The 18,112-nt window shown below is 69.3% G+C and carries 20 protein-coding genes and 1 tRNA gene; 10 read left to right on the top strand and 11 right to left on the bottom strand.

Annotated elements, in window-relative coordinates; translation table 11 throughout:
* The 3 genes from MKK67_RS03475 (at position 1) to MKK67_RS03465 (ending at position 2,745) form a co-directional block, all read left to right on the top strand.
* Complete coding sequence (locus MKK67_RS03475) at positions 1-879, top strand: 2-dehydro-3-deoxygalactonokinase (RefSeq protein ID WP_243962245.1); 879 nt, start codon at positions 1-3, stop codon at positions 877-879.
* Positions 876-1,511, top strand: a complete 636-nt coding sequence (locus MKK67_RS03470) for a 2-dehydro-3-deoxy-6-phosphogalactonate aldolase (RefSeq protein ID WP_243962244.1) — start codon at positions 876-878, stop codon at positions 1,509-1,511. Before MKK67_RS03475 ends, MKK67_RS03470 begins: the two co-directional genes overlap by 4 nt.
* A gap of 73 nt (positions 1,512-1,584) precedes the next feature.
* Positions 1,585-2,745: a DSD1 family PLP-dependent enzyme gene (locus MKK67_RS03465; RefSeq protein WP_243962243.1), complete on the top strand. Its 1,161-nt coding sequence runs from the start codon at positions 1,585-1,587 to the stop codon at positions 2,743-2,745.
* A 9-nt stretch (positions 2,746-2,754) separates the two neighbouring features.
* Here MKK67_RS03465 and MKK67_RS03460 read toward each other — a convergent pair whose 3' ends face one another.
* The 4 genes from MKK67_RS03460 to MKK67_RS03445 all read right to left on the bottom strand — a co-directional run bounded on the left by MKK67_RS03460 (position 2,755) and on the right by MKK67_RS03445 (position 5,951).
* A complete protein-coding gene (locus MKK67_RS03460; RefSeq protein ID WP_243962242.1) occupies positions 2,755-2,997 on the bottom strand; it encodes a hypothetical protein in 243 nt (80 codons plus the stop codon).
* A gap of 182 nt (positions 2,998-3,179) precedes the next feature.
* Positions 3,180-3,353, bottom strand: coding sequence for a hypothetical protein (locus MKK67_RS03455; RefSeq protein ID WP_243962241.1), 174 nt, complete (start codon positions 3,351-3,353; stop codon positions 3,180-3,182).
* A 182-nt stretch (positions 3,354-3,535) separates the two neighbouring features.
* A complete protein-coding gene (locus MKK67_RS03450) occupies positions 3,536-4,453 on the bottom strand; it encodes a histone deacetylase (protein ID WP_243962240.1) in 918 nt (305 codons plus the stop codon).
* A gap of 286 nt (positions 4,454-4,739) precedes the next feature.
* Positions 4,740-5,951 (bottom strand): MFS transporter, encoded by a 1,212-nt coding sequence (locus MKK67_RS03445; protein WP_243962239.1) that lies wholly within the window; start codon positions 5,949-5,951, stop codon positions 4,740-4,742.
* An 88-nt stretch (positions 5,952-6,039) separates the two neighbouring features.
* Between MKK67_RS03445 and MKK67_RS03440 the strand changes: the two genes are divergently transcribed.
* Positions 6,040-6,975: a LysR family transcriptional regulator gene (locus MKK67_RS03440; protein ID WP_243962238.1), complete on the top strand. Its 936-nt coding sequence runs from the start codon at positions 6,040-6,042 to the stop codon at positions 6,973-6,975.
* Positions 6,976-7,006: 31 nt separating this feature from the next.
* Here MKK67_RS03440 and MKK67_RS03435 read toward each other — a convergent pair.
* Positions 7,007-7,091, bottom strand: a tRNA-Leu gene (locus MKK67_RS03435).
* 138 nt (positions 7,092-7,229) lie between these two features.
* On the opposite strand from MKK67_RS03435, the gene MKK67_RS03430 reads away from it, so the two are divergent.
* Together MKK67_RS03430 and MKK67_RS03425 are read left to right on the top strand one after the other, a co-directional pair.
* On the top strand, positions 7,230-7,811 hold the full coding sequence (locus MKK67_RS03430) for a YqaA family protein (protein WP_243962237.1): 582 nt from the start codon (positions 7,230-7,232) through the stop codon (positions 7,809-7,811).
* A gap of 2 nt (positions 7,812-7,813) precedes the next feature.
* Positions 7,814-8,302, top strand: a complete 489-nt coding sequence (locus MKK67_RS03425) for a disulfide bond formation protein B (protein ID WP_243962236.1) — start codon at positions 7,814-7,816, stop codon at positions 8,300-8,302.
* Positions 8,303-8,313: 11 nt separating this feature from the next.
* Here the strand turns inward: MKK67_RS03425 and MKK67_RS03420 are convergent, their stop codons facing one another.
* From MKK67_RS03420 to cpdR, 4 genes are all read right to left on the bottom strand, one after another.
* Entirely contained in the window at positions 8,314-8,769 is a 456-nt protein-coding gene (locus MKK67_RS03420; RefSeq protein WP_243962235.1) for a DUF1178 family protein, read from the bottom strand.
* A gap of 8 nt (positions 8,770-8,777) precedes the next feature.
* Entirely contained in the window at positions 8,778-9,635 is an 858-nt protein-coding gene (locus MKK67_RS03415; protein ID WP_243962234.1) for a carbon-nitrogen hydrolase family protein, read from the bottom strand.
* Positions 9,628-9,897: a glutaredoxin 3 gene (gene grxC, locus MKK67_RS03410; protein WP_243962233.1), complete on the bottom strand. Its 270-nt coding sequence runs from the start codon at positions 9,895-9,897 to the stop codon at positions 9,628-9,630. Before grxC ends, MKK67_RS03415 begins: the two co-directional genes overlap by 8 nt.
* 141 nt (positions 9,898-10,038) lie before the next feature.
* Entirely contained in the window at positions 10,039-10,395 is a 357-nt protein-coding gene (cpdR, locus tag MKK67_RS03405) for a cell cycle two-component system response regulator CpdR (protein WP_007558883.1), read from the bottom strand.
* A gap of 209 nt (positions 10,396-10,604) precedes the next feature.
* On the opposite strand from cpdR, the gene MKK67_RS03400 reads away from it, so the two are divergent.
* Entirely contained in the window at positions 10,605-11,507 is a 903-nt protein-coding gene (locus tag MKK67_RS03400; RefSeq protein ID WP_243962232.1) for an N-formylglutamate amidohydrolase, read from the top strand.
* Between the two features lie 234 nt (positions 11,508-11,741).
* On the opposite strand, the gene galU is transcribed toward MKK67_RS03400, so the two are convergent.
* Complete coding sequence (gene galU, locus MKK67_RS03395) at positions 11,742-12,608, bottom strand: UTP--glucose-1-phosphate uridylyltransferase GalU (RefSeq protein ID WP_243962231.1); 867 nt, start codon at positions 12,606-12,608, stop codon at positions 11,742-11,744.
* Between the two features lie 277 nt (positions 12,609-12,885).
* Between galU and galE the strand changes: the two genes are divergently transcribed.
* The 3 genes from galE to MKK67_RS03380 all read left to right on the top strand — a co-directional run bounded on the left by galE (position 12,886) and on the right by MKK67_RS03380 (position 16,619).
* A complete protein-coding gene (gene galE / locus MKK67_RS03390) occupies positions 12,886-13,878 on the top strand; it encodes a UDP-glucose 4-epimerase GalE (protein ID WP_243962230.1) in 993 nt (330 codons plus the stop codon).
* Between the two features lie 4 nt (positions 13,879-13,882).
* The gene (locus tag MKK67_RS03385) at positions 13,883-15,088 is read left to right on the top strand and encodes a lytic murein transglycosylase (protein WP_243962229.1); all 1,206 of its coding nucleotides are present in this window, start codon (positions 13,883-13,885) and stop codon (positions 15,086-15,088) included.
* Between the two features lie 97 nt (positions 15,089-15,185).
* Positions 15,186-16,619 (top strand): DUF459 domain-containing protein, encoded by a 1,434-nt coding sequence (locus MKK67_RS03380; protein WP_279601411.1) that lies wholly within the window; start codon positions 15,186-15,188, stop codon positions 16,617-16,619.
* 53 nt (positions 16,620-16,672) lie between these two features.
* Here MKK67_RS03380 and MKK67_RS03375 read toward each other — a convergent pair whose 3' ends face one another.
* Positions 16,673-18,106, bottom strand: a complete 1,434-nt coding sequence (locus tag MKK67_RS03375) for a glutamate synthase subunit beta (RefSeq protein WP_243962228.1) — start codon at positions 18,104-18,106, stop codon at positions 16,673-16,675.
* Positions 18,107-18,112 lie beyond the last annotated feature (6 nt).

The raw sequence follows: 18,112 nt of genomic DNA, 5'->3' as shown, positions 1-18,112 counted from the left end.
ATGGTCGGTCGAGCGGCCTACATTGCCGTCGACTGGGGCACCACCAACCGGCGCGCCTACGCGATGTCGGCGGATGGCGACGTCATCGACACCCTTCAAGACGATCGCGGCGTCCTCGCGCTGTCGCCGGGCGACTATCCCGGCGAGATCGCGCGGCTGCGGGCGCGCCTCGGCGCGCAGATCGTGGTCGCGGCGGGCATGGTCGGCTCGACGCGCGGCTGGCGCGAAGCCCCGTATATCGACGCGCCCGCGACGCTGCAGGATCTCGCCGCGGCCAGCCTCGACGTGGCGCCCGACGTGCGGATCATCCCGGGCGTCGCCCTCCGCAGCGGCCCGCGTCCGGACGTGATGCGGGGTGAGGAGGTGCAGGTGCTCGGTGCGATCAGCACCGGCGCGGCGCCGCCGACGGCTTTGTTCTGTCAGCCCGGCACGCACAACAAGTGGATCGACACGGTGGACGGCGCGATCACCGATTTCACCACTGTCATGACCGGCGAGCTTTTCGCCCTGGTCCGCAGCCACGGGATCCTGGCCGGCATGCTGGACGGCGCGGTGGCGGACGGCGACGCGTTCCGCGATGGCCTGCGCCGCGGGCGCGAGGCGCGCAACCTCGCCGCGTCCCTGTTCGAGGTCCGGGCCGGGGTGCTGCTCGACAGGTTGGCTCCCGCCGAGGCCGCCGCCTATGCCAGCGGCCTCATGATCGGCGCGGATGTCGGCACGCGCCCCGATCTCGGCGAACGCCCGGTCCACCTGCTGGGCGGCGGCACGCTGGCCGCACTCTACGCCGTTGCGATCACGGAAGCCGGCGGCCATGCCCTGACGGTTCCGGACGGGTCCACGACGGCCGGCATCCACGCCATCTGGAGAGTGCGGGCATGACGATCCTCGACCGATTCGAAGTGGCCTTCGCGGCCTGCCCCCTGGTGGCGATCCTGCGCGGGCTCACGCCGGACGAGGCGCCGGCGATCGGCGACGCGCTGGTCGAGGCCGGGTTCACGCTGATCGAGGTGCCACTCAACTCACCAGAGCCGCTCAGGAGCATCGAGCTGCTGGCCGAACGCTTCGCCGGGCGCGCGCTGGTCGGCGCCGGCACGGTGCTGACGCCGGCGCAGGTCACGGACGTCGCCGCGGCGGGCGGGACCCTGATCGTCTCGCCCAACACGGATGCGGCCGTGATCCGCGCCACCGTCGCCGCCGGCCTCGTGTCGCTGCCCGGCTATCATACGCCCAGCGAGGCGTTCGCGGCTCTCGCGGCTGGCGCGACCGCCCTGAAACTCTTCCCCGCCGATATCGCCACCCCGGCGGCGCTTAAAGCCCACCGGGCGGTCTTCCCGTCCAGCGCCCGTGTGCTCGCCGTCGGCGGCGTCACGCCGGACAGCGTTTCCACCTGGCGACAGGCGGGCGCCGTGGGCTTCGGGCTCGGCTCGAATCTCTACCGTCCCGGCAAGCCGGCGGCCGATGTCGCCCGGGACGCGGCAGCCTTCATCGCGGCGATCGGGGGATCTGCATGAGCGCAAAGCTGCCGTGACGGCTCCTCCCGCCCTGTCTAGAAGCGCCCGGGGCGGAGAGCACGGGAGCGGGCGAATGACGGACGGGCGCATCGGGCGGGCGGACGGCTTCGGCGATCTGGAGACGCCCTGCCTGCTTCTGGATTCGGACAAGCTGACGGCCAACGTCGCAGGGATGCGAGCGCGGCTCGACCGACTGGGCGTGGCGCTGCGACCGCACCTGAAGACTGCCAAATCCCTGGATGTCTCCCGCATCGCCATGGCGAGCCCGTCCGGCCCGGCCACCGTCTCGACCCTGAAGGAGGCGGAGTACTTCGCTGAGGGCGGCGTCCGCCACCTGATCTACGCCGTGGGAATCGCGCCGCAGAAGCTCGACCGGGTCGGGGCAATCCGGCGGCGCTGGGGCGTGGATCTGGCGATCGTTCTCGATTCGGTCGAGCAGGCCGAAGCGGTGGCGGCCTGGGGCCGCGGCCACGGCGATCCGCTGCCGGTGCTGATCGAGGTTGATGCCGATGGGCATCGCTCCGGCGTAAACCCCCGCGACGCGGATACACTCACGGCGATCGGCCGGGTGCTGGCAGACGGCGCGAGCCTGCGGGGCGTGATGCTGCACGCTGGCGACAGCTACGGGCTGAGCGATCCGGCGGCCCTGAAGGCGGCGGCGGAAGCCGAGCGACAGGCCGCCTTGGCAGCCGCGGCAATCCTGAGCGAGGCGGGCCTGCCCTGCCCGGTGATCAGCGTCGGCTCGACCCCGACGGCGCGCTACGCGGAGAACCTCGATGGCATCACCGAGGTCCGGGCCGGCGTGTTCATGATCGGCGACCTGTTTCAGGCCGGTGTCGGCTCCTGCGGGATCGACGACATTGCTCTCACCGTCCTGACCACCGTGATCGGCCACCAGCGAGACAAGGGCTGGATCATCACGGATGCCGGCTGGATGGCGCTGTCGCGCGACCGCGGCACGGCGCGGCAGGCGGTCGATCAGGGCTACGGCATCGCGTGCGACTTGGCCGGCCAACCCTATCCGGACTTGATCGTGCGGGACGCGAACCAGGAACATGGCATCCTGGCCCTGCGGCCGGGCTCATCCGCTTCCCTCCCGGACCTTCCGATCGGATCACGCCTGCGAATCCTGCCGAACCACGCCTGCGCCACCGGCGCCCAGCACGACCGCTATCATGTCATCACCGGCGGCCGGCTGACCGGCGCGGTCTGGCCGCGTATCAACGGCTGGTGACGCCGGGTCTCAGGGCCGGTTCGAGACGGTCCGCACCGGGCGGTCGGACTGGTCTATCACCGCGCGGCAGCCGGGGCTGAGGTTCGGCCGCTGCTGGCGCAGGCAGACCGTGATCGCGGCCACGTTCGGGATCTGGGAGGCGCAGAGGCGCATCACGTCCGGCGTGCAGGCGGCACGGTCGGCCCGGGATTCCGCCAGCGCCGGCGCCGCGCCGACGATCAGGGCGAGCAGAGCGAACGAAGCGGATTTCATGGTACCGGATCCTTAGGCGGGAGCGTGGACGGCCCGAACGGCCAAGGCTCGAAGTGGGGCGAGAACGTTGGGACAGGCCGAAATTTCCCTTCGGCCAGTGCCCTATTCTGTCGCAACACCGGGTGCGCCGCGATGTGCGGCGGCGCTTCGATGGGATCGGCGGCCGATGGCGGGCGGCGCGGTCAGGGTCTCGAACCGGGCGTGATCGCCCCGGTGGCGGCGGGCTCGGCCAGAGCCGCGGCGGCGTGGGCCGGCGCTTTCTGCCGGTCGAGCTTGTCCGCCGAGACGAGAGCGGCCGCAATCAAGGCCGCCACCGCCATCGTTGCCTTCACAACCTCCCAGGTCCGCGCAAGCATGACTGATTCCCAATGGCGTCACAGCATCTTGAGCAGATCAGCCTGGGGCGAAGCTGTTCAGACAAGGTGCAGCGCGCCGGCTGATCGATCCGTGACCTCACGATCTTCAGCCGCGACCCTTCCCAAAACCTTTCAGTGTCGGTCTCCAGAAACCATGCGCGGGACCGTGATGCATCCACGCCTCACCTCGGCGCGGCCTCCGCTGCCTCGGCAGCCAGAGCCTCGAAGACCAGCGCGTGCCGGAGCGCCAGGGCCTCCACGTCGGACGTGTAGCCGCCGCCGATTACCGCCACGAGCGGGATGAGGCGCGCGCGCGCCTGGGCCACGACGAACCGATCCCGGGCCAGCAGGCCGGCATCGCTGAGGCAGAGCCGGCCGAGCCGGTCGTCACGGTGCGGATCGACACCGGCATTGTAGAAGACGAGATCGGGAGCCAGTACGTCGAGCAGCGGCGGCAGGCGGGCGCGCAGCACCTCCAGATAGCCGGCATCGTCGAGCCGGTCCGGCAGGCCGATATCGAGATCCCCGGCGATCTTTTGGGCGGGATAGTTGTTCTCGCAATGGATCGAGAGCGTGAACAGATCCGGGTCGAAGGCCAGGCAATCCGCCGTGCCGTCGCCCTGGTGCACGTCGCAATCGACCACCAGCACCCGCCGGACCGCCCCCTCCGCCTGAAGAGTGCGGGCGGCGACGGCCACGTCGTTCAGCACGCAGAAGCCGGCGCCCTGCTGCCTCCGCGCGTGGTGGCTGCCCCCGGCTGCGCTGCCCGCCAGTCCCTCGGTCAGGGCGAGCCGGGCAGCGAGGAGCGTCCCACCGACGGAGGCGCGCGAGCGGCGGACTAGGGCGGCGTCCACCGGCAGGCCGATCGCCCGCTCGATCTCCCGGGGCACAGCGACGCCGAGCACCGCCGCCACATAGGCGGGATCGTGCGCGTGGGTCAGGATTTCGGCGGTCGCCAGCTCCGGTTTGACGAAGCCGAGGGGCGCCAGACCCTTGGCGACCAAGGTCTCCGCGAGCAGGCCGTATTTGCGCATCGGAAAGCGGTGCCCGGCCGGCAGGCTCGATTCGTAGGCCGGATGAAAGGCGATGGGCGGGATCACGCCGGCCGCCTCATCGCTCGGTCATGAGCGTCCGGCCAGCCGAACCCCGCGACAAGGCCCAAGCACCCGCGTCGAGGATCGAGACGCTGTGGCGCCGATTCACGGCATCGTCGAAACGTCTCGGGCGTGTGGCGTCGCGCATCGCGTGGACATAGTGCGGCAGGCGGACGGATGGCAGGGAAGCCCGACTGCGGCGCTTGAGCCCGCCCTCAACCGGGACGGCTCGCAGATCGTACGGATACCGGGATCACGCAGCCGATATCTCGATCGGGCGACGCCTCCCGCATCATGCGGAATCCGGCCGTCGGATACGCGGCCGTTCGCCGCCGTTCTGGATGATCAGGGCTGCGATGCCGACCCCGGCGGCCCCCGCACCGACGATCGCCGTCGCGGTCAGTCCGAACGCGTCGACGACACCCCCTCCCAGCAGGGAGCCGAGCGCGATCCCCGCATTGAACCCCGCGATGTTGAGGCCGGCGGCCGAGGCCAACGCGGCCGGGGCGCGGCGCTCGGCGAGGCCGATCACCCGCGCCTGCAGAGCCGGGACGGCGGCGTAGGTCAGGGCGCCGAGCGCCGCGACCAGCACGGTCATGGCGGGCGTCGAGCGCGCGGCGAACCCCATGGCGGCGAGGATGAATGTGAGGCCGACCAGGACGATCAGCACCGCCCGGTCGGGACCGAGCCGGTCGGTCATCCGTCCTCCGGCGACGTTGCCGATCGCGGCGGCGACCCCATAGACCAGCATCATCGCGCCGACCCACGATGCGTCCATGCCCGTGACCTGAATGAGCAGCGGCGCGATGTAGGAGAACAGGCAGAACGAGCCGGTATAGGCCAGTACCGTGATCAGCGCGGCGCCGAGCAGCCGGTGATCGAGGAGCGCCGTCAGGTTGTGGATGGCGTCGCGTGCACGGCCGCCGTCGCGGCCATCGGGCATCAGGGCCAGCAGACCGACGAGACCGATCGCGCCGCAGGCCGCGACCGCCATGAAGATCGCCTGCCAGGTCCAGAGGCCTCCGAGCCAGGTGCCGATCGGTACGCCGAAGGCCAGAGCCACGGTCAGGCCGCCGAACACCACTGCGACGGCGCTCCCGGCCCGCTCGGGCTCGACCAGTCGGGTCGCGGCGCTGGAGGCGACGGCGAGGAAGACGCCGTGTCCCAGCCCCGATCCGAATCGGGCTGCGAGCAAGGACGGCAGATCGGCCGATAGCCCGACGAGGGCGTTTCCCAGCGTGAAGACCAGCATCGCGGCGACGAGCAGGTGCTTGCGGCTGAGCGGCGCGGCCAGGGCCGTCAGGATCGGCGCACCGATGGTCGCGCCGATCGCGTAGGCGGCCACGGCCGCCCCGATCGCGCTGACATCGACCTTCAAATCCGCCGCGATGGCGGAGACCAGGCCGATGGTGACGAATTCGGTGAAGCCGAGTGCGAAGGCCGACAGCGCGAAGACGTAGACGACGAGCGGCATTCGGGTGGCGGTGGAGGTAAAGGCTGTCATGCGGCGGGTCCTCAAGTCCAGGAACACCGTGTCGATCGTTGCGCCGCGGTTAAAATGGTTCCTTTTGTGGGCAGCCATCAGAAATCTTATGGCTGTAGGCCTGATGAGCCACTTCCTCCACCTGCGCACGTTCCTGGAGATCTATCGTGCCGGCTCGTTGACCCGGGCGGCCGAACGCCTAGGCATGACGCAGCCGGCCGCCTCCGGACATCTGTCCGCCCTGGAGGCGATGCTCGGAAAGCCGCTGTTCCTGCGGCAGGCCCGGGGCGTGAAGCCGACCCCGGCGGCCGATGACCTCGCCCACGCCATTGCCGCAAGCCTCGACCACATCGAGGCGACGATGGGCGCGGCGCGCGCCCGCTCGGATAGGATCACCGGCACGGTGCATCTGATCGGGCCGGCCGAATATCTCTCCGCCCGCCTCGCGCCGCTGCTGATGCCGCTCGTGGCGGAGGGTCTGCGGTTCCGTATCCAGACGGGCAACCGCGAGCGGATCTATGCCGGGCTGGACGGGGGCCACGCCGACCTCGCCGTTACCGCCTCCACGCCGGATCCGCAGCGTTACGGCTTCGCAGACCTCGAGACCGAGCGGCAGATGCTGGTGGCCGCGCCCGACCTCGCAGCCCGGGCGAAGGGACGAAGTGTGACCGCGGACTTCCTCTCCGCCCTACCGAGCCTGGCCTACGACGAGACCCAGCCGCTCATTCGACCGTATTTCGCGCACGTCTTCGGCACGCGGCCCGACATGCAGGCGGCCGCGACCGCACCGGATCTGCGCATCCTGCTCGGCCTGGCGGAAGCCGGGACCGGCTGGACCGTCCTGCCGGATTATCTCTGTGCCGATGCCCTGGCGACGGGGCGCCTGGTCGAGTTGCCGACCGTGAAGCCGGGACCGGACAACAGGCTCTACCTCGTCTGGAACAAGGCCGCGCTGCGTCACCCCCGCGTCGTCCACGTGCGTGACCGTCTGCTCCAGGCGATCGGCCGGGCCTCTCCGGTCAGGGCCGGCGATCCGGCGCGATGAGGCCGAACCGCAATTCGCTGATTTGAGACGATGGTGCGGGTAGAGGGAATCGAACCCCCACGCCTTGCGGCTGGCGATTTTGAGTCGCCCGCGTCTACCAATTCCGCCATACCCGCGCGCGTCGCGCTCTTCGCATAGGTGTGGCGTCCAGGCCAAGGGTGTGCGTGCAGGTTTTTTTGCCGGCGCCGTCGAACTGGCCAGGGCGCAGCGCCTATGCTCAAAGGGCGGCTGTTTCCTCACGATCTGGAAGTTGTATGCTTCGGCGGCTCTACGCGTGGATCCTCGCGCTCAGCGGCAGGCCCTCCGCGCCCTACGTGCTCGGGGCCGTCGCCTTCGCGGAGAGCTCGTTCTTCCCGGTCCCGCCGGACGCGATGCTGGTGCCGATGGCGGTGAGCCGCCCGGACCGGGTCTGGCTCTACGCGACCATCGCCACGGTGGCGTCGGTGCTGGGGGGCCTGGTCGGCTACGCGATCGGGGCGCTGCTGTTCGATTCCGTCGGCGAATGGCTGATCCGTCTCTACGGGCTGCAGAACTCGGCCGCGACCTTCCAGGATTCCTACGCCCGCTACGGCCATTGGGTGATCCTGTTGAAGGGGCTGACGCCCATCCCCTACAAGCTTGTCACGATCACGTCGGGCTTCGCCCATTACAGCCTGTTCTGGTTCACGGTTCTGTCGATCGTCACCCGCGGGGCCCGGTTCTTCATCCTGGCCGGGCTGCTCGGGCGCTACGGTGTCCAGATCCGCGGCGTGCTCGACCGGCATCTCAACGCGGTCGTGGCGATCTCGGTCGCCGTGGTCGTCCTCGGCTTCCTGCTGTTCAAGGTGATCCTGTAGCGATGAACATGGCGGCCGCGCTGCGTCTCAAGAGAGCGGGCCTCTGGCTCGCCCTCGCTTCCGCCCTGATCCTGGGCGCCGTCCTGGTGCTCCAGTACGGCTACGGCTACGCGCCGTGTAAGCTCTGCCTCACCGAGCGCCTGCCCTACTACGCCGCGGTCCCGCTCGGGCTCGCGGCCCTGTTCGCGCCGGAGCGGCTCGCGCGCCTGGCGCTGGGTCTCGCGGCCCTGGGGCTGCTGTATGGTGCCGGGATCGGCGTCTACCACGCGGGTGCGGAATGGGGTTTCTGGCCCGGGCCGAGCGATTGCGGCGGCGGGACCGGCGCCAATCCGGGCCAGGTCGGCGATTTCCTGAACCAGCTTCAGACCACGAAGGTGGTCGATTGCTCGGTGGCGGCGATGCGGGTCCTGGGGATCTCGCTGGCCGGATGGAACGCCGTCGTGGCGTTCGTGCTGGCCTCTCTCGCCGGCACGGCCGCCGTGCGTCCCTAAGCAAAACCCGATCAGTTGCGGTCGTCGGGCATGATCGGGATCGGCGCGACGTCGATCCCCTCATCGATCAGGGCGCGGGCCTCGGCGGGGCTCGCCTCGCCGTAGATCGGACGACCCTCGGCCTCGCCGTAATGGATCTTGCGCGCCTCCTCGGGGAAGCGCGCCCCGACATGCTCGGAATTGGCGATGACCTGCTCGCGGAGCGCCCGCAGCATGGCGCGTACCTGCCGCTCGGGCTCGGCGATCATCGGCATCGGAGCGTCGGCCTGGGGCGCCACCGGCGCCGGAAGCTGCCTGCGATCGGTGCGGGCGACGCTCGGGGCCATGAGCGCCTTCGTCACTTTGGCGCTGTCGCAGATCGGGCAGGTCACCAGACCGCGCGCGGCCTGCGCATCGTAGGATTCGGAAGAGGGAAACCAGCTGTCGAAGCCGTGGGCGGCTTCGCAGACGAGACTGTACCGGATCATTCTGTCGCTTACTGTGCGGCCTGAACCTCAGGCCCGATGCGCTCGACCGTGAACGCGCGCGTATGTTGCAGCGCCGGGATCCGCGCCCGCGCATCCGCGACCTGGGCGAGGTCGATCTCGGCCAGGATCACCCCCGGCTCGGCCCCGCCGGCATCGGCGAGCACCCGGCCCCAGGGATCGACGATCAGCGAGTGGCCGTAGGTCTCGCGCCCATCCTCGTGGGTGCCGCCCTGCGCCGCCGAGATCACGAAGGCGCCGGTCTCGATCGCCCGCGCCCGCTGGAGGATGTGCCAATGCGCCTCGCCGGTCTGGCGGGTGAAGCAGGCCGGCGCGGTGAGGATCTCGGCGCCCGCCTCGGCCAGGGCCCGGTACAGGGCCGGGAAGCGGATGTCGTAGCAGATCGTCAGGCCGAGCATCGCCCAGGGTGTGGATGCCACAACCGCGCAGGCGCCGCCGGTATAGGTCGCCGATTCGCGCCAACGCTCGCCGCTCGGCAGATCGACATCGAACAGGTGCAGCTTGTCGTAGGAGCCGAGAATCGCGCCGTCCACCCCGATCAGGTAGGCCCGGTTGGCGATCTTATCGCCCGACCGCACCGCGATCGAGCCGATATGCACCATCACCCCGGTATCCCGGGCGGTCTGCCGCAGGCCGGCCAGGGTCGCATCCTGGTCTTCCACGGTGACGTGCGCGAACAGCCGCTCGCGACTGCGCTCGACCAGGGAGGTCATCTCAGGGGTCTGGACGTAATGCGCGCCGCGGCTCGCAGCCTCGCGCACGCCGGCAATCGCCGCGTCGCAATTGGCCGCCGGGTCGCGGCCCGAGCGCATCTGCACGCAGGCGGCGGTGAAGCGCCTCTCAGGCATCGGCCTTGTCCGTCAGCAGCGGATCGAGCTTGCCGGCACGGTCGAGGGCGTACAGATCGTCGCAGCCGCCGACATGGGTCGCCCCGATGAAGATCTGCGGGACGCTGGTGCGCCCCCCGGCGCGCTCGACCATCGTGGCCCGCGTGCCCTGCGCACGCTCCACGTCGATCTCCTGGAAGGCGACGCCCTTCTCCTTCAGCAGACTCTTGGCCGCCGAGCAGTAGGGGCACCAGGCCGTGGTGTAGATCGTGACCGGCTGCATGGCGGGCGTCGTCTCGCGCGTGAACTCCGACCATATAGGAGCACGCCCGTCGAAACACCTATGCCCGCGTGGTCACAGACGCACCGGCCCGCATGGGGCGGGGCCGATGTCGAATACAGAACCGATCAGCCGGATGGCCTGTCAGGCGGCCATCAGCTTCTCGACCTCGTTGACGAGGTCGCGCAGGTGGAACGGCTTCGACAGGACCTTGGCGTCCTTCGGGGCCTTCGAATCCGGGTTGAGCGCGACCGCGGCGAAACCGGTGATGAACATCACCTTGATGTCCGGGTCGAGCTCGGTGGCGCGCCGCGCCAGCTCGATCCCGTCCATCTCGGGCATCACGATATCGGTCAGCAGCAGCTCGAACGGTTCTTCGCGCAGCCGGTTGTAGGCGGAGAGGCCGTTGTCGAAGGACAGGACGTCGTAGCCCGCGTTCTGCAACGCCTTGGCCAGGAACCGGCGCATGTCGTTGTCGTCTTCCGCCAGCAGGATTTTCATCGGCCGTTTCCGAGCCCTCGAGTCGAAATGTTGATCCCATAAAGGGAGGCGATGGTAAACAAGGTGTTAGGATTGGAGCCCGCGGCCGGCGCCGCGCGTCTCATGAACGGCCGTGTGGGCCGTCGGCACCAGAGTGGACAGGCGATCATTCGCATACCACAGTGCGCGTCCGCTGCGTTTTCCCAACCGCCGGGGCCTGCACACATCCAATGATCGCGCCCGAAACGGTACAGCCCGACGCCTTCGGTTTTGCCCCGGCCTTCGCGGTCGACGAGCCGGCGACGCACACCCTGCCCTTCGTCTTCAATACCGGCCATTCCGGCGCCGTCTACCCCCCGGATTTCATCGCGGCCTCGCGCCTGGATGCCCTGACGCTGCGCCGGTCCGAGGACGCCCATGTCGATCGCCTGTTCGCCCCGGTGGTCGAGCTCGGCGCACCGCTGCTCCGGGCCAACTTTCCCCGGGCCTTCCTCGACGTGAACCGCGAGCCGTTCGAGCTCGACCCGCGCATGTTCGACGGGCGGCTGCCGCCCTTCGCCAACACGAGGTCGATGCGCGTCGCAGGCGGGCTTGGCACAGTTCCGCGGGTCGTGGCCGACGGCCAGGAGATCTACGCCAAGCGCCTGCCGGTCAGCGAGGCGACTGCCCGGATCGAGGCCCTGTACAAGCCCTACCACCGGGTGCTGCGCGGGCTGATTCAGCGCACCGCGCGCACGCACGGCCATTGCGTGCTGATCGATTGCCACTCGATGCCGTCCTCAAGCCTCGGGCGTGATTCTGAGATCAAGGCCGACATGGTCCTGGGCGACCGCTACGGGACGGCCTGCGCGCCCGGCCTGATCGAGGCGTTCGAGGCCACGTTCCGCGCCCAGGGTTTCCGCGTGGTGCGCAACAAGCCTTACGCGGGCGGCTTCATCACCGAGCATTACGGCGAACCGAATCTCGGGCGTCATGCCCTGCAGATCGAGGTCAACCGGGCGCTCTACATGAACGAAACCAGCCTCGCGATGACGGCGGATTTCCCGACCCTCGTGAAGGCGCTGCGGACGGTCATCGCCACTGTGGCGGCCGATCTCGGCGATCTCGCCCCCAGCCGGATGGCGGCCGAATAGGATTCGCACCGCAAGCGTTCGACATCGCTTGTCGACAGCCCGGAAAGAAAAAAGGCCACTCCCGAAGGAGCGGCCCGAAGTCTAGGGAGGAAACGCCCAAGAAGGGCTACGGGACCGCGACGCCATCGCGATCTCGCAACGCACAAATTAAAGTGCGCCGCACAAGAAGCAAGGGCAAAATCGCGTCGGCCTCCGCAATGATTGCATGGCTCGGCCGCGCCATGCGCACAGGGTCTAGCTCTGCGCCAGCAGCTTGGCGATCTCAGCCTTGAGCGGACCCGCCAGGTCCGGCCGCTCCAGCGCGTAGGCGAGGTTGGCCGTGAGGAAGCCGATCTTCGAGCCGGTGTCGTAGGTCCGGCCTTCGTAGTGCAGGCCGAAGAAATCCTGCGTTTCCATCAGGTCGATCATGGCGTCGGTGAGTTGGATCTCGCCGCCGGCGCCCTTCTTCCCGTGCTCCAGGATCCCGAAGATCTCGGGCTGGAGGATGTAGCGGCCGGAGATGATGAAGTTCGACGGCGCGGTGCCCTGCTTGGGCTTCTCGACCATGCCGGTGATTTCGAAGGACTGGCCATAGGTCTCGCCGACGCTGACGATGCCGTATTGGTGCGTCTCCTCCGGGGCGACCTCTTCGACCGCGATGATGTTGCCGCCGTGCCGCTCGTAGGTCGCGAGCATCTGCTGCATGCAGCCCCGGCTCAGCATGTCCGGCAGCAGCACCGCGAACGGCTCGTCGCCGACGATCTCCCGGGCGCACCAGACCGCGTGGCCGAGGCCGAGGGGGGCCTGCTGGCGGGTGAAGCTGGTCTGGCCGGCCTTCGGCAGATCGCGCTTCAGCTCCTCGTAGGCGGCAGTCTTCCCGCGCTCCTGAAGGGTGTGTTCGAGTTCGTACGCAATATCGAAATGGTCCTCGATCACCGCCTTGCCGCGACCCGTGACGAAGATGAAGTGCTCGATGCCGGCCTCACGCGCCTCGTCGACGACGTGCTGCACCACCGGCCGGTCCACGACCGTGAGCATTTCCTTCGGGACCGCCTTGGTGGCGGGCAGGAATCGCGTGCCCAGGCCCGCGACGGGCAGGACAGCCTTGCGGATCGGTTTCATCAAGCGGCAACCCCGGGAACAGAAAGGAACGGCATGGGCAATGGTTCGAGCCGTGAGATAGCTTAGCACGATGCTTTGCAAGGCCTCTACGTCGTTAGTATGAGGCAGAGCACCGTAAATATACCGTCTCCGACCACCTGAAGTGGCCGTTACCAAGTGGAATCCCACCCGGCGTTTGAACGCACGATGAAGCGGCGGGCAGGCCCCTTGCCCGGCCGCATTCGGTTCGGGCAAGACCCCCGGCGGATATCATCGGAACGGCTTCGGAGCGGATGACATGGCGGTTCTGGTGACGGGCGGGGCGGGGTATATCGGCAGCCACATGGTTCTGGCGCTGCTGGATGCCGGCCACGACGAGATCGTGGTGCTGGACGATCTCTCCACCGGCTTCGACTGGGCCGTGCCCGAGGGCGTCAAGCTCGTCGTCGGCGACGTCGCCGACCAGGCGCTGGTCACCCAGACCATCCTGCAGCACCGCATCGACGCGCTCGCCCATTTCGCCGCCCGGATCGTCGTGCCGGACTCGGTCGCCGACCCGCTCGGCTACTACCTGGCTAATACGGTCAAAACCCGCGCCCTGATCGAGGCCGCCACGCGTGCTGGCGTGCGTCACGTGATCTTCTCGTCGACGGCCGCCGTCTACGGCGAGCCCGAGGTGGTGCCGGTGCCCGAGGACTTGCCGCTCAACCCGATCAACCCCTACGGCCGCTCCAAGCTGATGAGCGAGTGGATGATCGCCGACGCGGCCGCCGCGCACGGCTTCACTTACGTGGTGCTGCGCTACTTCAACGTCGCCGGCGCCGATCCGACCGGACGCTCCGGGCAGTCGACCCCGGACGCCACGCATTTGATCAAGGTCGCGACCCAAGCCGCGCTGGGGCAGCGCGACCGGCTCGACGTCTACGGCACGGATTACCCGACCCCGGACGGTTCGTGCCTGCGCGACTACATCCAGGTCTCGGACCTGGCCGATGCGCACCGGGTAGCGCTGGACCACCTTCGCGGGGGCGGCGAGAGCCTGACGCTGAACTGCGGCTACGGCCGGGGCTACGCGGTCCTGGAGGTGATCGAGGTGGTCAAGCGGATCTCGGGGCGGGACTTCGCCGTGCGGCTGTGCCCGCGCCGGGCGGGCGATCCGGCGCGGATCGTGGCGGAGGCGGGGCGGATCCGGTCGCTTCTGGGCTGGCAGCCGCGCCACGACGACCTCGACGCCATCGTCGCCCAGGCACTGGCCTGGGAGGATAAACTCAGTACGCGCAATCGGATCTGACGGGATGCCGTCCCGCCGCGCGCTGCTTGCCGCCGCCCTGTCTCTGGTCCCGGGCATGTCCCGGGCCGCAAAGGCGCCGGCCTCGAACGATGCCTTTCAAGCCTTCATCGCGTCCCTGCGCCCCGAGGCGGAAGCCCGCGGCGTGTCCGTCCAGACCTTCGCGGCGGCCTTCCGTGGCATTACGGCGCCCGATGCCACAATCCTGGCCCGGATCCGCCAGCAGGGCGAATTCGTGCGGCCGGTCTGGGACTATCTTGTCGGTGCCGTCTCGGCGGGTCGCATCACCCGGGGACGCGCCCGGTCAGCCACCCTGGCGTCCACGCTCAAGGCGATCGAGGACACGTACGGCGTCCCGGCCCCGATCGTGCTGGCGTTCTGGGGAATCGAATCCGATTTCGGCGCGAGCGCCGGCAACATCTCGACCGTCCGGGCGCTCGCGACGCTGGCGGAGGCCAAGCACCGCGGCACGCTGTTTCGCGACGAACTCCTGTCCGCCCTGACGATCCTCCAGCGCGGCGACATCACGCCCGAACGGATGAGCGGAAGCTGGGCGGGTGCCATGGGACAGGTGCAGTTTTTGCCCTCCACTTACCTCGCCCACGCAGTCGATTTCGACGGCGACGGCCGCCGGGACATCTGGACCAGCGACGCCGACTCGCTCGCGTCCATCGCGGCCTATCTCAAGGATCTGGGCTGGGATCCGGCTTTGTCCTGGGGCTATGAGGTGCGGCTGCCGGAAGATTTCGACTTGGCCGCCTATTCGGGGCCCCTCAGCGGTTTCGCGGCTCGGGGTGTCCGGCGGGCGGATGGAAAGCCATTGCCCGGAAGCGGAAACGCCGCGCTGTTCCTGCCCGGAGGCATGGGCGCGCCGGCCTTCCTGATCACCGGCAATTTCGAGGTGATCCGCCAGTACAACACCTCGGATTCCTACGCCCTCGCCGTGGGCCATCTCGCCGACCGTCTCGACGGCGGACCCGCCCTCGCAGCGCCCTGGCCCACGGGCCCACGCCTCGACGGCGCGGGACTGCGCGCGCTTCAATCCGGCCTCGCGGCAGCCGGCCTCTACGATGGCCCGACCGACGGCCGGGCCGGCCCGAAGCTGCGTGAAGCTGTGCGGCGCTACCAGATCGGCGCCGGGCTACCGGCGGATGGCTACGCCTCGCCGGCCCTGCTCGCCAAGGTCCGGGACGGGCACGGCCCGGCACGATAATCCAGCTCCGAAGTCCGGTTTAGACGTGCAAGCCGGTCTCCCGTATAGTGTCGCCTGCCGGCCGGCATTCCGGTCGCCCTGAAGTCGCGGGATACGCATGAGAGTCGCCGTCTGGCGTCGCACGACCCGTCCGGCCCTCCTCGGGCTGGCCATCCTGCTGGGCCAGGCGGCCCTGTCGATGCTCGGCAATACGCCCGTCCAGGCGCAATGGGGCGACAGCTATCAACCGCCCGGGAACGGGGGCTATTCCGAAGCGCCGATGCGGCGACGCCCGCGCGATGCCTATTATCGCGACGACGGCGCCTACGCCCGCCAGCCCCGCTACGCGCCGCCCCAGGAAGCACCGCGCCAGTTCTACTGGCCCTGGGAGGACCGGCCCCAGCAGCCGGTCGCCCCCCCGCAGGAGCGCACCTATCGGGCGCCCCGGCCGCGCAGCAATTACGGAACCGCCGATGCGCAGCGGCCCCCGCCCGCGATCAAGCGTCGGGAGCGGCCAGCCCGAACGCCGACACCGCCGAAGCCCACCATCGCCAAGACTGCGCCGAACGTGCAGATCGCGGTGTTCGGCGATTCGCTGGCCGACCATCTCGCCCATGGGCTCGAGGACATCTTCGAGGACAATGCCGACATCGCGGTCGTCGATCGCGCGAAGGGCGACAGCGGCCTCGTGCGCAAGGACGTGGTCGACTGGCCCAAGAGCGCCGAGGATTATCTCCGCGCGAACCCGAAGGTCCGTTACGCGCTGGTCATGCTGGGGGCTAACGATCGGCAGCCGATCCGTGAAGGCGACGAGACCGTCGATCCGCTCACCGATCGCTGGAAGGCGCTGTACCGCGCGCGGATCGACGCCCTGGTGAAGGTGTTCGCCGACCACAAGGTGCCGCTGGTCTGGGTCGGGCTCCCGCCGATGCAGAGCGAGAGCCTGAGCCGGGATCTCGCGAGCCTCAACGACATCGTCCGAGACAGCGTGACCAAGGCCGGCGCGACCTATGTCGATATCTGGCCCGGCTTCGTCGATGACCGCGACCGCTACGCGGCCTCGGGCCCGGATCCCGAAGGGCAGATCGCCAAGCTCCGCACCGCGGACGGCGTGCACTTCACCAAGGCCGGCGATCGTAAGCTGGCGCATTTCGCCGATGTCGAGCTGAAGCGGCTGATGGGCACGGCGACGCCGGCGCTGACCGATCAGCCGCCGACCGCAACCATCGCGCCGGCCGGGCCGCCCTCGACGACGGGACCGAGCCTCGACGGTTCGGGGCAGCCCACCGATACCGCGACGATCGATCGCCAGATCACCGCGATGCTGCCGAGCCTGCCGGAGCCCCCGGGCGTCCCGGCGCTGCCGGTCAAGCCGGCGGCGGGTCCCGTGGTGCCCCTCGGTCGAACCGAGGTGTCTCCCGGTGGAACGTTGCTGACCGGCCGTCCGCGCGACAGCGACAACCTCGGCACCGTCGAGCGGACGCTGGTCCGCGGGGCCGCACCGCTGCCGCAGCCCGGCCGCGCCGACGATTTCCGCTGGCCGCCCGGCTGAAGCAGAAGACCGGCGTGGGCCTCGTGATCCCGCGCCGATGACCTCGCAAAAAACTACCGCGGCAGGACGCTGGCGCCCATCAGGGTCTCGTCGATGGCGCGGGCGGCCTGACGGCCCTCGCGGATCGCCCAGACCACCAGGGACTGGCCCCGGCGCATGTCGCCCGCGCTCCAGATCTTCTCGTCCGAGGTGCGGTAATCCTCCTCGTTCGCCTCGACGTTTCCGCGCTTGCTCACGCTGATGCCGGATTGCTCGAGGAGGCCCTTCTGGACCGACCCTGCGAAGCCGATCGCCATGAACACCAGATCGGCCGGAAGGATGAACTCGCTGCCGGGGATCGGCTGCCGCTTGGCATCGACCCGGGCGCAGACCACGCCGGTCAGGCGGCCCTTCTTGTTGCCGTCGAGCCGCAGGGTCGCCGCCTGGAACTCGCGCTCGGCGCCTTCGGCCTGACTGGAGGAGGTGCGCATCTTGGTCGGCCAGTACGGCCACACCGTCAGCTTGTCCTCGCGCTCGGGCGGGCGGGGGCGGATGTCGAGCTGCGTCACCGACAAGGCGCCCTGGCGGAACGCGGTGCCGACGCAATCGGAGGCGGTATCGCCTCCGCCGATCACCACGACATTCTTGCCCGAGGCCAGGATCGGCACCTCGCCGTTGCCGCGCATCGGCTCGGCCGCGACGCGGCGGTTCGATTGGATCAGGTAGGGCATCGCGTAATGGACGCCCTCCAGCTCCTGCCCGGGGAGCTGCGGGTTGCGCGGATCCTCAGCGCCGCCGCAGAACATCACCGCGTCGAACTCGGCCTTCAGCTCTTCGACCGGCTTCGTCACGCCGATGTTCTGGTTGTAGTGGAACACTACGCCCTCGGCCTCCATCTGCCGCACGCGGCGGTCGATGTGGCGCTTCTCCATCTTGAAGTCGGGGATGCCGTAGCGGAGCAGGCCGCCGGCCTTCGGCTCGCGCTCGAACACGTGCACGTCGTGGCCGACCCGGGCGAGCTGCTGGGCCGCCGCGAGGCCGGCCGGCCCGGAACCGACGATCGCCACGCGCTTGCCGGTACGCACGGAGGCCGCTTCGGGCTTGATCCAGCCCATGTTCCAGGCGCGGTCAGCGATGGCCTGCTCGATCGTCTTGATCGCGACCGGCTGGTTCTCGAGGTTGAGCGTGCACGCCTCCTCGCAGGGCGCCGGGCAGACGCGGCCGGTAAACTCCGGAAAATTGTTGGTCGAGTGGAGATTGCGCGAGGCTTCCTCCCAGTCCGACTGGAACACCAGATCGTTCCAGTCCGGAATCTGGTTGTGGACCGGGCAGCCGGTCGGGCCGTGGCAGAACGGGATGCCGCAATCCATGCAGCGCGCCGCCTGCTTGGTCAGGTCGTGCTCGTCGAGCGGCAGGGTGAACTCGCGGAAGTGCCGCACGCGATCGGCCGCGAGCTGATACTTCTGCTCCTGCCGGTCGAACTCGAGGAAACCCGTGATCTTGCCCATCGATCA

The sequence above is a fragment of the Methylobacterium sp. J-072 genome, from assembly GCF_022829425.1.
In the GTDB taxonomy this organism is placed as follows: Bacteria; Pseudomonadota; Alphaproteobacteria; order Rhizobiales; family Beijerinckiaceae; genus Methylobacterium.
Note: the sequence above shows the minus strand (reverse complement) of the source record. Positions and strands in the feature narration are given on the sequence as shown.

What these genes read in the sequence shown, in the direction of transcription:
- MKK67_RS03475 (WP_243962245.1), top strand. Translation starts at nt 1, where the DNA reads ATGGTCGGTCGAGCGGCCTACATTGCCGTCGACTGGGGCACCACCAAC.
- MKK67_RS03470 (WP_243962244.1), top strand. Translation starts at nt 876, where the DNA reads ATGACGATCCTCGACCGATTCGAAGTGGCCTTCGCGGCCTGCCCCCTG.
- MKK67_RS03465 (WP_243962243.1), top strand. Translation starts at nt 1,585, where the DNA reads ATGACGGACGGGCGCATCGGGCGGGCGGACGGCTTCGGCGATCTGGAG.
- MKK67_RS03460 (WP_243962242.1), bottom strand. Translation starts at nt 2,997, where the DNA reads ATGAAATCCGCTTCGTTCGCTCTGCTCGCCCTGATCGTCGGCGCGGCG.
- MKK67_RS03455 (WP_243962241.1), bottom strand. Translation starts at nt 3,353, where the DNA reads ATGCTTGCGCGGACCTGGGAGGTTGTGAAGGCAACGATGGCGGTGGCG.
- MKK67_RS03445 (WP_243962239.1), bottom strand. Translation starts at nt 5,951, where the DNA reads ATGACAGCCTTTACCTCCACCGCCACCCGAATGCCGCTCGTCGTCTAC.
- MKK67_RS03440 (WP_243962238.1), top strand. Translation starts at nt 6,040, where the DNA reads ATGGCTGTAGGCCTGATGAGCCACTTCCTCCACCTGCGCACGTTCCTG.
- MKK67_RS03430 (WP_243962237.1), top strand. Translation starts at nt 7,230, where the DNA reads ATGCTTCGGCGGCTCTACGCGTGGATCCTCGCGCTCAGCGGCAGGCCC.
- MKK67_RS03425 (WP_243962236.1), top strand. Translation starts at nt 7,814, where the DNA reads ATGAACATGGCGGCCGCGCTGCGTCTCAAGAGAGCGGGCCTCTGGCTC.
- MKK67_RS03420 (WP_243962235.1), bottom strand. Translation starts at nt 8,769, where the DNA reads ATGATCCGGTACAGTCTCGTCTGCGAAGCCGCCCACGGCTTCGACAGC.
- MKK67_RS03415 (WP_243962234.1), bottom strand. Translation starts at nt 9,635, where the DNA reads ATGCCTGAGAGGCGCTTCACCGCCGCCTGCGTGCAGATGCGCTCGGGC.
- grxC (WP_243962233.1), bottom strand. Translation starts at nt 9,897, where the DNA reads ATGCAGCCGGTCACGATCTACACCACGGCCTGGTGCCCCTACTGCTCG.
- cpdR (WP_007558883.1), bottom strand. Translation starts at nt 10,395, where the DNA reads ATGAAAATCCTGCTGGCGGAAGACGACAACGACATGCGCCGGTTCCTG.
- MKK67_RS03400 (WP_243962232.1), top strand. Translation starts at nt 10,605, where the DNA reads ATGATCGCGCCCGAAACGGTACAGCCCGACGCCTTCGGTTTTGCCCCG.
- galU (WP_243962231.1), bottom strand. Translation starts at nt 12,608, where the DNA reads ATGAAACCGATCCGCAAGGCTGTCCTGCCCGTCGCGGGCCTGGGCACG.
- galE (WP_243962230.1), top strand. Translation starts at nt 12,886, where the DNA reads ATGGCGGTTCTGGTGACGGGCGGGGCGGGGTATATCGGCAGCCACATG.
- MKK67_RS03385 (WP_243962229.1), top strand. Translation starts at nt 13,883, where the DNA reads ATGCCGTCCCGCCGCGCGCTGCTTGCCGCCGCCCTGTCTCTGGTCCCG.
- MKK67_RS03380 (WP_279601411.1), top strand. Translation starts at nt 15,186, where the DNA reads ATGAGAGTCGCCGTCTGGCGTCGCACGACCCGTCCGGCCCTCCTCGGG.
- MKK67_RS03375 (WP_243962228.1), bottom strand. Translation starts at nt 18,106, where the DNA reads ATGGGCAAGATCACGGGTTTCCTCGAGTTCGACCGGCAGGAGCAGAAG.